This window comes from Synechococcus sp. JA-3-3Ab (genome assembly GCF_000013205.1).
Taxonomy (GTDB): domain Bacteria; phylum Cyanobacteriota; class Cyanobacteriia; order Thermostichales; family Thermostichaceae; genus Thermostichus.
Genome location: NC_007775.1, coordinates 2,067,806 through 2,080,167 on the forward strand (window position 1 = coordinate 2,067,806; position 12,362 = coordinate 2,080,167).

A 12,362-nucleotide genomic window follows, 5' to 3' on the forward strand; every position below is an offset into this window, starting at 1 on the left:
GGTGGGTACCGCGACTGGCCCCATTCTAGCCTTTGGGCTGCTGGGGCTTCGGGGGCTGACTAACCGGAAGAGCGGATTTCCAGCGGCTGATGGTAGGGACAGCTTCCTTGCGGATCCACCCGGAGGCGGTAGAGGGGGGAGCGCTCTTGGTCGCAGCGAAAGGCTTGGGCTTGTGAGGTTAAGATCTGGCGGGCAAAGCGGCAGTTCTGGCACTTTCTGCCACCGTTATCGGTGGAGGCAGAAGGCTGTTTTGGACGCGGCACGATTCCTGCTGGTGCGGGGGCGGCCCCTGCCGGGCGGATCAGCTCCCGCGGCGAAAGGCCGCGCAACACCAGTTCGGATCCCTGCCAGCGGGCCTCCACCAAGCCAGTCTCAGCCCAGGCGGCCCAGCGGGGATCCTGGGCAATCTGAGGGGGCAGCCGTACCTGTACGCCGGCCAAGGCGCGGGGCGAGCCCTGTTCCTGCCAGATCTCTTCCACCTCCCCCTCGTAGCGCAAGGCGGGATCCCTGGGAAATTCTGACGGCTTGACTTGGGTTTGCAGGCGGCCGTCAGGCAGCTCCAACCAATGGCCGGGTTGGGGGCAGTGGACATGGTAACGGTTGCACAGCTCCGGCAGATCCGCCAGATCCTGCGCCTGCTGGGGGCTGGCGTGCACCAAGACCACATGTTGGGGGCGAAAGGTGTGGACGATCTGGGTCAGATGCCCAACGTCGTTGTGGCTGTGCCAGGCCAGCCACTCCACTCCGATGCGGGAGCGCAGCGGCGCTGGCCATTGGTCAAAGGGGGTGGCCAGCTCCACTTCCGGCAGCCGCACCAGCAGACAGGAGCGCTGCGGCTGGGCCAGCAAGCGCGACCAGATGGGATCCCAGGCTTCAGGCCCGGCATCGGCATCGCACAGCAACAGGCCCTGGGGCAGGGGATCCGCCTCCGTGAGGGGCTGCACCCGCGGCTGCAGGCGGTCTTCCCAGAACAAGGGCTGATAGGTGGCGAAATTGCGCACCGGCTCCGGCAGGTAGGGGAGCAAGCGTTCGTAGAGGTTGCAGCCTGCAGCTAGGCCTGGCGCCACCCACACCGTCAGCTCCTGGGAAGCTTGGGTAAAGCGGTGGTGAGCTTTGAGGAGGAAAATCAACTCCTGGCCCAACCCTAGCACTGGCAGCGGGAACAGCACCGTCTGGCCTGCAGCCAAGGCGCCAAGCAGGCGCTCCACCAGGCGGTTTTCCAGATGGCGACGGGGCGGATGGCGAGTGGATCCCAGCGAGGCTTCGATGAGCAGCACGTCCGGCTGCCAATGGCGCAAAGCGGTGAGATCCAAGCCGGGGGCAAAGCGGGTTGAGGCCAGGGAACAGTCGCCGGTGTAGACGCAGGTTTGGGCCGGAGTGGTCTGGGTATTTTGCAGCAGGGTTGCCGCTGCTCCCGGCAGGTGCCCGGCTGTGAAAAAGGTGAGCATCAGATGGGGCAGGATCTCTCGTGCCTGGCCAAAGGGCAGTGCCCGAAAGGGAGGAAAGCGAATTTCCCGGTCGTAGCCCGGCCAAACGCCCCGCTCCCACAGGCCGCCCGCCAAGTGGGCGGTCAGGGGAGTGGCATAGATAGGCACCTGCGGGTAGCGACGATAAAAGGCGGGCAGCCCCTGCAGGTGGTCAAAGTGAGCATGGCTGCAGATCACCGCATCCGGGATCCCTGGCAGGGCCTTGAAGAGGGAGGAAGCAGGCAAACCGCAATCGAGGAGCAAGCGGTGGGATCCCATCTCCAGCCAGTAGGCACAGCCCTGCCGGCGGGGATCCGTGCCCAGGGGAAACAGTCGAAGGGGGGGTCTTTCTGACTCCACAGATGTGTTGTTTTTAAGCTAGAAGACCACGCTCAATCCTGCAAACCACAAGGGCGGCTCGGCCAGGGATCGCCCCTCCCCCTCCGTACACCTCCCGGAAAGGCAGGGGCAACCTCTGCCGATCTAGCTATCCTATCCTTCTTCCAGCATAGCTGTTGACCACTTCCGCCGGGGCAGCCGGCCATTTTCTCTATGCTCTCCATGCAACAGCGGAATAATAGGGGGATTTGGCTTTGCCGTGTGCCTGGCTTGGCAGCCCTAGGAGTTGGAGAGCGCATCTGTTGTTTCTTCCGCTGCCGGGTTGTGGCTACGCAAGGCAAAGCCGGCAAAATCGTGATCGTCCGGGCGCACCGTTAGAACCATCAGGTTGTAGAAGGCCCAGACTAGGCCAAACAGCAGCTCTGGCCAGGTTGGATCCCAGTTGCCGGCAAAGCGCAGGGATCCCACCCCCATGGCCAACAACGTCAGCACAATAGCCAGCGCCTGCGGGCCGAGGGCAAGCTGGGACGGCTGTTCGGGGTAGGGGGGCACCCCCCGCACCGCCTGCACCAGCGCCTGGATGGACTGGAAAAACTGGCTGCCCGTCTGCCGCTCCGACTGCCACGCCGCTCCCCACAGCGACGGGGGAAAAGCCAACAGCCAGGTGAGGCGCCCCAGCAGGGCGTAGGGAAGAAACCAGGCAAAGAAGACTCTATCAAAGGCCGGCACCGGCATCCAGCCTGTGCAGAGAAAGAGGATGGGCACCGCTAAATAGGCCAGCTCCGCCACCCCGCCCGCAGCCCAGAGGGCCAGCCACAGGTACTGAAAGCGCTGCTGCTGCGTGGTGGGCTTGCTCCAGAAGGGGTTTTCCCGCAGGGCAGAAAACACCGCCAGCAGAGCGACGCGGCGGTTGCGCAACGGCAACAAAATGCCAGTGACCTGGGCTGGGCGCACTAGGTGGGACTGCCAGCCGCGGCAGTGCATCTGACACCCCAACTGCACAGGGCGGCGAATGTCGATTTGCGGGATCCCCTCCAAAGCTGCCCGCCGAATGAGACAGCCAGATCCCAGCAGCGGCGCCGCCTGGTAGCCCTGGGATCCCACCGCCAAAAGCTGCTGCAGCGGGTGAACCGCCCTGGGCTGGCCCAGGGTGCGCAGCGTTGCCTGCACAAAGCCGGTGGCATTGGCAATCGGGGCCCGCTCCGGAAAGTCGTAAAACAGGGGCAACGTCTGCCACAAAAAATCCGGCTCGACAAAATGGCCGGGATGCAGCAGGAGCAGATATTCTCCCTGGAGCTGGCCGGATCCCAGCATGTAGGCTAGGGGATCGGTCGTGGGGCTTGGGCAAGACCAGTACTCGCAGGGGATGGCCCGCGCCACTTTAGCCATCTCCGCATCTTCCACCCGATCCACAATATGGACAAACAGCCGCTCCCAGGGGTAATCCAGGCGCAGGGCCGAGAGCACCGTCTGCCGGGTCGCTTCCACGGAATCCCGCTGGCGCAGCACCAGCACGTCCACCCGCGGCAGTTGAAAAAACGCCCGCCGCAGCACCTCGGGCGCGGGCACCCCCTCCTGCGGCACCTGGGGATAGCGGCTGAGGATAAAGCCCACCGCCGCCAGCCAAACGTACAGCTCTGCCCCCCAAAACAGAAGGGATCCCAGACCGGTCAGCCCCTCGCTGATGCGCCAGTAGAGGTACGCCACCCCAGCGATAAGGTGGAGCAACCCCACTCCCCGAAACAAGTACACCTGCACAGCCCTGGATCTCACAGGCGCTCCACACAGGATTGGGATTGGGCCAAGCCAGGATCCCCCCTTTGCCCAGCTGCAGGCTGAGGAATGGAACCAGTTGAGCTGTCTTGCCCAGTTGCCCAGCCAGAACGGGAAGCTCACTGCCTATTGGGCAGCCGCCTCAACCGGGTAGACGCTCACCTTTTTCCGCCACTTGCCGTAGCGCTCAAAGGTAACAATGCCGGTGGCCACCGCAAACAAGGTGTCGTCGCCGCCGCGGCGCACGTTCACCCCTGGATGAAACTTGGTGCCCCGCTGTCTCACCAAAATGTAGCCAGGGTGCACCAGCTCGCCGCCAAAGCACTTCACCCCCAGCCGCTTGGCATTGGAGTCGCGACCGTTGCGGGTACTGCCGGTTCCTTTCTTGTGAGCCATAACGCCTCCTCTGCAACTGTGTCGTCGCCAAAGATAAGTTGGGATCCTGGAGTTTAGGATCTATTCCTCCGCCGCTGGGATCCCTGTGGTGTCAGTGGTCGCCTCAGAAGTGGATGGCGGAGCAGACTGGGCCGTGGCCAGGGTTGTGCCGTTGAGTTCGATGGACTCGATCAGCACGCGGGTGAGCGGCTGCCGGTGTCCTCTCTTTTTGCGGGTTCCCTTCTTCGGCCTCATCTTGTAGACGATGATTTTGTTGCCGCGGCGGTGCTGCAAGACCCGTGCCCTGACCACTGCCTCGGGAACATACGGATGCCCTAGCGTCACCTGTCCCTCGTGGTTGATTAACAACACCTGGGACAGGGCCAAGGGGCTGTTTTCCTCTGTGCCGGGCAGGCGATCGACGTCGTAAAAGCGCCCTGGCTCTACCCAAAGCTGCTTGCCACTGGTTTCCACAATTGCGTAGGTCATGCCTTTTCCTTGCCGTACAGGTGCCCCTAGGGGTCTTGCAACCTGATCCGAGCATTGACAGCGATTTTTAATCCTAGCGGAAAAACCTGCCCTCTGTCAGCTAGGGCTATTCCCTCACCCCCATCCCCTCTCCCTTTGGGAGAGGGGAGTTGGAGCATCATTCGGTCAGCTTTTCCCAGGCGGCCTGGAGGGCAGCTTGCATGCGCTGGGCGGCGCGGCTAAGGCGCTGCTGCCAGGTTGTCCATTTTTGCTGCAAAAACTCTGCCGCCTCATCGAGCAGGGAGAGGTCGAACTTGCCCCCTTTGGCCAGCTCGTCCCGCACTTGCTTGACCTTGACGCGCACCACCTCCGGCGGATCCTGGGGGCCGACCAGGGATTTGAGGCGATCCCCCATGCGCTGGATGAGCTGCTTGACTTGGCGAGACTTTTCGCTCCAAAAGTTCTTTAGGCCCTCAGTTTCTGATTTGAGGCGCTGCGGCGCATCTTCCTTGACCACCACGGCATCTACGTCGATGGCCTCTACATCCTCCGGCAACAGGACGGCGCGCCCTCCCCAGGGCTCGGCGATGCTGCCCCCCAGGATGTAGGCGGCAATCGTTCCGGTTTCCCAATCGAAGAGAAAATCCTCGATCCAGCCCACCGGCTGATCCCCAATACGCACGGTTCGCCGGTAGAGGGAGCTAAGCGGCGTTGCCGGAGTGGCGAAGACGGTGGAGTAGGTCAGCAGCGCGTCCGGCCCGATGAGAGAGATTTGCTCCAGGGGGGTGTAGCCCTGCTGGCTGGTGAAGTAGCAGACCCGCCCTTGTCCATCGACCCAGATTTCTTCGACAGTGCCCAGGGCCGTGGCAGTGCTGCTATCCAGGGCCAGCAGGCCCACCACTTGGCTACGTCGGACGACTTGTTCCATAGAGAAGTTCTCCTGACTTGCGGGATTTAAGGGAGATGGAGGCTTGGGCTGCTTAGCCTCCGCGGTAGTAGTGTAGCTGCGCCCTGAGGCGGGCAATTTCCTGGGCCATATCCAAAACCATGGCCGCCCCAACCCAGTTGAGGCCCAAGTCCCGATGCAGGCGGATCATCTGCAGCAGGCGCCGCAGTTGTTGGGGGGTGAGGTAGCTGCTTTGCGCTTCCACCAGCCCCTGCAACAGCAGCCACTCCAGCAGGTGGGTCGGGATCCCGGCTACTTCACTGGCCTGCTCAAAGGTGTAGAGCCGTTCTTCTACCCGCACAATGGCCAAGCTCATAGCCTCACCTCCTGCAAGTAGGCGCGGGGATCCCAGCTCCGATTTTGCCGCAGCTTCTCGTAGAGATCCCGCTCAGTGGGGGAGAGGGATTTGGGCGTGACAACCTTCAGCCGCACCAGCAGGTCGCCCCGCTGCCCTTGGGGATCCCGCCAGCCCTGGCCGCGCAGCCGCAGGGTCTGGCCGCTATCGACGCCGGCGGGGATCTTCAGTTGCACCCGACCGGTGGGGGTGGGGACTTCCGCTGTGCCGCCCAAAACCGCCTCGTCAGGGGTGATGGGCAGCTCGCAGAGCAGGTTGTCGCCGTCGAAGCGGAAGAAGGGGTGCGGGGGCAGCTCCAGGGTGAGGTAGAGATCCCCCCTCGGCCCGCCAAAGGGGCTATATTGGCCTTTACCCTTGACGCGGATGCGGCTGCCCGGTTTGGCGCCGGGAGGAATGCGGATGGTGAGGGTTTCGCCATCCACGCTCAGCCGCTTTTGGGTGCCGTGGAAGGCCTCTGCCCAGGTGAGGCCCAGCGTGGCTTCTACGTCTTGCCCTGGCAGATCCACCGAGACAAACGGCCCAAACCCCGTGGTGAAGCCCTGGAAGCCGCCGCGGCGGGATCCCATGCGGCCCAGCAGCTCGTTGATGAAGTCCTCGAAGCTGGCGTACTGGGCAAATCCCTCCATGCCCGGCCCCGCCGCCGCGCCGCTGCCCACCCGTTGCCAGTACTGGCCAAACTGGTCGTAGCGCCGCCGCTTGTCGGGATCCGAGAGCACCTCGTAGGCTTCGTTGATCTGCTTGAAGCGCTCCTCGGCCGCCTTGTTGCCGGGGTTGACGTCGGGGTGATACTGGCGAGCCAGCTTGCGATAGGCGCGCTTGATCTCCTCTAAAGAGGCATCTCGGCTGACGCCCAGGATCTGGTAGTAGTCCTTGAAATCGCTCGCAGCCATAAGCTCACCCCTACGAAATCAGGTTAAGGCTTTTAGGATACCTTCAGGCTAGAGGTGCAATCGGAAAACCCAGAGCGAGGGAGAAACACTTAGCTCTGTCCTTGCCCCTGAGAGCACTCCCCTAGGGTTTGCGCCTGGAGAAAATCCCCTTGTCGTCTCTTGTGAAAACTTGTTTGACCTTTTCCCAAGCCTTGAGCAGCGCCTGGGTGACCGGGCTGCCCTCTGCCTTGGCCTGGTTGTAGGCTTCCACAAAGGTTTGCTGGGCTTCTTCTGAGAGATCGGCGCGGATCTCGGGGGAGATGGTTTCGGGAGTCAGGGATCCCTCTGGCTCGCTGGGCAAGTTCAAGTCGGCAGTGGCCACCTCTTCGCCGCCGGCACTTTGCAGCAGCAAGTAGATTTCGCCCGCTTTTTCCTCCGGCACCTGCACCACCAACAGGAATTCGCCCGCCTGCACCCGCGTCTGGTAGATGGCGGCCTTCTCCTGTGGCATGCCCAGGGCAATGAGGGCGGATCCCAGCCCCGCTCCCAGCGCCCCGTAGAGAGCGCCACCGGTTGCCCCCAGCAGCGCCGCTCCTAGTGGCCCGGCGGCCACCACCGCCCCCAAAAAGGGAATAAACAGCACCCCTACCCCCGTGAGGAGCCCCAGCAGCGATCCAAACAGGGATCCGTAGATGGCGCCGCTGGTCAAGCCATCGAGAACCACATCTTTGCGAGTGATAAAGCCACTAATTTTGGCTTCCGTTTGAAAGTTGCGGCCAATGATGGAGATGCGGTCGTTGGGGATACCGCGGTTGAGCAGGCGCTGGATGCACTCTTGGACTTTGGCTTCTTCTTTGAAAACGGCAGAGACGCACTTTTTGGGGGCTTGGGCGAAGGTATTCATGAAAAAGGCTCCTGTGAAAGTTTTGACCCAAAAGGCTAAGGGAGGTTTTTTGGCAAACTTTTCCCCTCTTTGCCTATGCCGCCTATTATCTCCCTCTGTCGCCCAAGCGGGAGTCGAGGGATCGCGAAACTCCTGGAGCGATCTCCGTACTGAGGAGGCCTGCCCAAGCGCCCCGCGCCGCTGGCCTTCACCCCCAGCCCCTCTCCCAGAGGCACCCTCACCCCCAGCCCCTCTCCCAGAGGGAGAGGGGAGTTGGGAATCGAGGGATCTCACGGCCTAGAGGGATCCAAGACCCTGCCTCAAGCCGCGGCAGACCCCACTCAAAAAGGCAAGATCTAGGGTCTCGAGGGTGTCGCTCAGCTTGTGGTAGTGGGGGTTGCGCAAAAAGGCGGTGTCGGTCACCATAGCCGCAGGGTAGCCCGCATCCCAAAAGGGGGAGTGGTCGCTGAGGCGGGTAACCGGCAGGAACAAACCCCGCTGGCCGGCTGGCAGCCAGCAACACGGGATCCCCACCTGCTGAAAACCGCGCTGCAGCCTAAGCAGATCCCCCAGGGCGGGCCAGTTGCCAATGAGACCGATGTAATCTCCCCGGTCGGGGTAGAGCCGCTCCAGGCCGGCGGGGTAGCGCTGGGATCCGGGCGTGGGATCCCGGTAGCCCAGCATCTCCAGAGAGAGCATCAGCCGCAGGGGTTGGCGCTGTTGTCTGAGAAAGCGGGCGTAGGCTTTGCTCCCTAGCAGGCCCCGCTCTTCTAGGTCGAAGGCCACTAGCCACAGGGGGGAAGGGGCGGGCTCGGCGGCAAAATGGCGGGCCAACTCCAGCAACACCGCCACGCCGCTGGCGTTGTCGTCGGCGCCGGGGGTAGCAGGCGCGGCGTCGAAGTGGGCCCCGATTAAAATGGGCCTGCGGCCAGGCTGGGATCCCGGCAATTTCAAGATCCAGTTGCGGTGCTGGCAGCCATTGGCCTCAAAGGGGAAGGGCTCCACCGGGCCGCACTCGGAAAGCTGTTTTTGGACATACTGCTCCACCTGCCGGTGGCCCAAAGGCGACCAGTCGGGATCGCGGGGCTGAGCTACTTGCTGCAGGTGCTCCCGGAGGCGCTGTTGCAGATTGGGCTCTCGGGTCACTTTTCTTGTCCGGCGAGGGCTTGAGCGTGGACTTGGCGAGCCAGCTCCAGAGTAAAGTGGCTGTGGGATCCCGCCCTTCCCGCCAACACCTGAAACGGCAGCCCAGGCTCCCCTAGGTGATCCAACACCAAAGCCGCTCCCGAAAAGTCTTGCTCCCGCGTATAGTTGTTTACTGTCACCACGGCTGGGACGCCCGCCTGCTGGGCCGAGCGCAGCCCGTTCTCCGAGTCCTCAAAGGCCAGGCACTCCTGGGGGCGCAGCCCCATCTGTTCCAGCGTGTAGCAGTAGATGTCGGGGGCTGGCTTTTTGGCGGGGACAATATCGCCGGCAGCGATCACCTCAAACCAGCTCAGGCTTTCTGGCAGGGTGTGCTCCAGAAGGGCCGTCACGTTTTCGGGCGTGGTGGTGGTGGCGATGGCCAGGCGGATCCCGGCGGCTCTGGCTTCCTGTAAGAGGCGCTTGACGCCGGGGCGCAAAGGGATCCCTCCTTGGGCCAACAGAGCTGTGTAGTGGCGGGTCTTGGCCTGGTGCAGCCGGGCTATTAGACTGGTCAGGTCTTCGCCGGCAGGCAGGGGCGGCTGGCAGGTCTGGACGAAGTGGCGAATGCGCTCTTTGCCGCCGGTGATGGCCAGGAGCTGGCCGTAGAGCTCCACCGACCAGTGCCAGTCCAACCCTGCCTCGGCAAAGGCGGCGTTGAAAGCCACGCGGTGCCCATCCCGCTCCGTATCCGCCAGCGTGCCATCCACATCAAAAATGAACGCCTGCAGTTCCATGCGCATCCCCCGTTCCCACCCCGCCAGCCTCTTGTCAACTGGGCAAGCGACCCTATGCTACCTCATGGTTTGGATGCTCTCAGCCAGGTTCCTGGGAAGGCCAACAAGATGAGAAAATGAGGCACCGGTTATCCAAGTCTCGCCATGAGCTTTGATTTTGACTTGATCATCATCGGTGCTGGCGTCGGCGGCCATGGCGCGGCGCTGCATGCCGTCGAATCCGGCCTCAAAACCGCCATCGTCGAAGGTGCGGAAATGGGCGGCACCTGTATCAACCGCGGCTGCATCCCCTCCAAAGCTCTCCTGGCCGCCTCCGGACGCCTGCGGGAACTGCAACACACCCCTGAGCTGGGCATCCAAGTGGGATCCGTCCAGGCCGACCGAGGAGCCATTGCTGCCCACGCTGCCCAGGTGGTGGAGAAGATCCGCACCGACATGACCCGCTCCCTAGAGAAGCTGGGGGTAACAATCCTGCGGGGGCGGGGCGGGCTGGCGGGGCCACAAACGGTCGAAGTCCAGGAAGAGAAGGGATCCCAGACCTACACGGCGCGGGATGTGATCCTGGCCACGGGTTCTCGACCCTTTGTGCCGCCGGGGATCCAGGTGGATGGCCGCACCGTGTTTACCAGCGACGAGGCGGTGCGGTTGGAGTGGATCCCGGAGCGGCTGGCCATCATCGGCAGCGGCTACATCGGCCAGGAATTTGCCGACGTCTACACGGCGCTGGGATCCCAAGTTATTCTCATCGAGGCGCTGGAGACCCTGATGCCGGCCTTTGACCCCGACATTGCCCGCCTGGCCCAGCGGGTGCTGATTAAACCCCGCCAGATCCAGACCTATGTGGGCGTGCTGGCCAAGCAGGTGATCCCCGGCCAGCCGGTGACGATCCACCTCTCCAACGGGGAGACGCTGCAGGTGGATGGCTGCCTGGTGGCCGCTGGGCGGATCCCGGTCTCAGAAGGGCTGGGCCTGGCGGAGCTGGGGGTTGTTACGGACAAGCGCGGCTTTGTGCCGGTGGATAGCCGCATGGCCACCGAATTGCCCCACCTGTGGGCCATTGGGGATGTGACGGGCAAGATGATGCTGGCCCACGCGGCGGCAGCGCAGGGGCGGGTGGCGGTGGAAAACATCTGTGGCCGCCCTGCCTACATGGATTACCTGAGCATCCCGGCGGCGGTGTTCACCCATCCGGAGATGGGCTTTGTGGGGCTAACCGAGCCGCAGGCCAAAGCCGAGGGCTATAGCGTAGGCACGGTGCGCACCTACTTTGGCGGCAACTCCAAGGCCATTGCTGCTGGCGAGACTGAGGGCATGGTGAAGCTGGTCTTTGATAAAGAGACGGGCCTCTTGCTGGGATCCCACATTTTTGGGCCGCATGCCGCCGATCTCATCCACGAGGCAGCCCAGGCCATCGCCCGCCGCGCCACGGTGCAAGAGCTGGCCCGCCTGGTGCATGTTCACCCCACCTTGGCAGAGACGCTGGAGGAGGCCTACCGGCGAGCTGCCCACAGTTTGACGGCGGCCTAGCCCTGCCCTGCTGCCGACCGACACGGGCCGACTTGACGGCCAAAACCGGTCTAAGAATCTACAAAGACTCTTAGGATAGGGGGGAAGAGGTGGGAGGACGTGCCTTTGGCAAGCGAAGCGGAGATCACCCAGGCAGTGCAGGCCCAGTACGAGGCGTTTCCCTACCCGCCTGTGCCTTACGACCAACCCTTTGAGGGCTTCTCCAGCCTGGGCAGCTATACGTTGGCCCAATATGCCCGCACCCGCACCTTACAAGAGCCGACGGGCGCCAGGTTTTTGGTGGCCGGGTGTGGCACCGGCTGGGAGGTGCACGGCATTGCCGCCAGCAACCCCGGCTATGGCGCCGTGGTCGGGATCGACCTCAGTCGCCCGGCCCTAGAGATTGCCCAGAAGCGGATCAAGTACCACGGCCTGCGCAACTGCTCGGTGCACTACGGCGATCTCATGGATCCCTCCACCTGGCCGGAGGGAAGCTTCGACATGATCAGCTCCTACGGGGTAATCCACCACACCGCCGATCCCGTCAAGGCCCTAAAGAACTTGGCCTCGCGCCTGGCTCCCGACGGGGTAATGGCCCTGATGCTCTACAACCGCTCAGGCCGTTGGCATGTCTACCGCATTCGCCGTGCTTTGGAGCTGCTGGGGATTACTCCACCGGCCACCCGGGAAAAGATCGAATTTGTGCGGCAACTGCTGAAGGCAGCTCATCCCAACTCCCTTTTGGCCAAGCACGCCAAGGCCCATGAGGAATACTACCTAGCAGACGAGAACATCGTCGACAACTTCTTCCACGCCAACGACATTCCTTTTGACATCGGCGCAATCCCCGACCTTCTGGCCCAGGCGGGCTTGGAGTTTATCGATGTAGCCCCCTACTTGGACTACTGGAACGCCAAGCCTTTAATTGCTGCTACTCACACCGAGTTCCATCGCCGCTACGAGGCCCTTTCTCGCCTCGACCAGCTACGAGTTATCGAGTATCTGGAGCCTCTTTACCACACGCAAAATCTCTTTTGGTGCTGCCATCAGGGCAAAAAGGTGGCCAGTTGGGATCCTTTTACCCCTGAGTTTTTCCAAAGCTCCCGTTGGCAGCTCAACCCCCTCTTTGTCCAGCACGGCAAAGTGCGCTACTGGGATCAAACCATCCCCTTTTCGGATCTGCTGGGCAAAGTGGATCCGGCCCAGATCGTGACCCAAAAGATGGACATCTTCTGGCCCATCGCCCGCATCCCGGGCAAGATGATCGCTTCTAGCCGCTACCAGGTGGTGGAGCTGCTGCTGCCATTGGCCAAGCAAGCTCGTTCCGGCGCCGAGATCTTGGCCGACCATCGCGAGAGAGCCGGCCACGTCCTCCGCCTCTTCCAGCAGTGGGAAGCCGACCGCCTGGTTCTAAGAGTTGCTCCCTAACTCCCCTCTCCCTTTGGGAGAGGGGCTGGGGGTGA

General features: G+C 62.9%; 12 protein-coding genes. 2 read left to right on the forward strand and 10 right to left on the reverse strand.

Annotated elements, in window-relative coordinates:
- Positions 1 to 59: 59 nt before the first annotated feature.
- The 10 genes from CYA_RS09665 to CYA_RS09710 all read right to left on the reverse strand — a co-directional run bounded on the left by CYA_RS09665 (position 60) and on the right by CYA_RS09710 (position 9,393).
- Positions 60 to 1,826 carry an MBL fold metallo-hydrolase gene (locus CYA_RS09665; RefSeq protein ID WP_011430863.1) on the reverse strand — a complete coding sequence of 589 codons (1,767 nt, stop codon included), beginning with the start codon at positions 1,824 to 1,826 and terminating at the stop codon, positions 60 to 62.
- 258 nt (positions 1,827 to 2,084) lie between these two features.
- Positions 2,085 to 3,578 (reverse strand): cellulose synthase, encoded by a 1,494-nt coding sequence (locus CYA_RS09670; protein ID WP_011430864.1) that lies wholly within the window; start codon positions 3,576 to 3,578, stop codon positions 2,085 to 2,087.
- 126 nt (positions 3,579 to 3,704) lie between these two features.
- A complete protein-coding gene (gene rpmA / locus CYA_RS09675) occupies positions 3,705 to 3,974 on the reverse strand; it encodes a 50S ribosomal protein L27 (protein ID WP_011430865.1) in 270 nt (89 codons plus the stop codon).
- A 60-nt stretch (positions 3,975 to 4,034) separates the two neighbouring features.
- A complete protein-coding gene (gene rplU, locus CYA_RS09680) occupies positions 4,035 to 4,442 on the reverse strand; it encodes a 50S ribosomal protein L21 (protein ID WP_011430866.1) in 408 nt (135 codons plus the stop codon).
- Between the two features lie 157 nt (positions 4,443 to 4,599).
- A complete protein-coding gene (locus CYA_RS09685) occupies positions 4,600 to 5,349 on the reverse strand; it encodes a photosystem reaction center subunit H (RefSeq protein ID WP_011430867.1) in 750 nt (249 codons plus the stop codon).
- A gap of 52 nt (positions 5,350 to 5,401) precedes the next feature.
- Positions 5,402 to 5,683: a chaperone modulator CbpM gene (locus CYA_RS09690; RefSeq protein WP_011430868.1), complete on the reverse strand. Its 282-nt coding sequence runs from the start codon at positions 5,681 to 5,683 to the stop codon at positions 5,402 to 5,404.
- Positions 5,680 to 6,612, reverse strand: coding sequence for a DnaJ C-terminal domain-containing protein (locus CYA_RS09695; RefSeq protein ID WP_011430869.1), 933 nt, complete (start codon positions 6,610 to 6,612; stop codon positions 5,680 to 5,682). Before CYA_RS09695 ends, CYA_RS09690 begins: the two co-directional genes overlap by 4 nt.
- Before the next feature lie 121 nt (positions 6,613 to 6,733).
- Positions 6,734 to 7,495, reverse strand: a complete 762-nt coding sequence (locus tag CYA_RS09700; RefSeq protein WP_011430870.1) for a ChaB family protein — start codon at positions 7,493 to 7,495, stop codon at positions 6,734 to 6,736.
- Positions 7,496 to 7,771: 276 nt separating this feature from the next.
- Positions 7,772 to 8,620 carry a M28 family peptidase gene (locus tag CYA_RS09705; protein ID WP_011430871.1) on the reverse strand — a complete coding sequence of 283 codons (849 nt, stop codon included), beginning with the start codon at positions 8,618 to 8,620 and terminating at the stop codon, positions 7,772 to 7,774.
- A complete protein-coding gene (locus tag CYA_RS09710) occupies positions 8,617 to 9,393 on the reverse strand; it encodes an HAD family hydrolase (RefSeq protein ID WP_011430872.1) in 777 nt (258 codons plus the stop codon). The genes CYA_RS09705 and CYA_RS09710 overlap by 4 nt, the downstream gene beginning before the upstream one ends.
- 144 nt (positions 9,394 to 9,537) lie before the next feature.
- Here CYA_RS09710 and lpdA point away from each other — a divergent pair, with 144 nt between their 5' ends.
- Complete coding sequence (gene lpdA, locus CYA_RS09715; RefSeq protein ID WP_011430873.1) at positions 9,538 to 10,920, forward strand: dihydrolipoyl dehydrogenase; 1,383 nt, start codon at positions 9,538 to 9,540, stop codon at positions 10,918 to 10,920.
- Between the two features lie 99 nt (positions 10,921 to 11,019).
- Positions 11,020 to 12,327, forward strand: a complete 1,308-nt coding sequence (locus CYA_RS09720) for a class I SAM-dependent methyltransferase (RefSeq protein WP_228375268.1) — start codon at positions 11,020 to 11,022, stop codon at positions 12,325 to 12,327.
- Positions 12,328 to 12,362 lie beyond the last annotated feature (35 nt).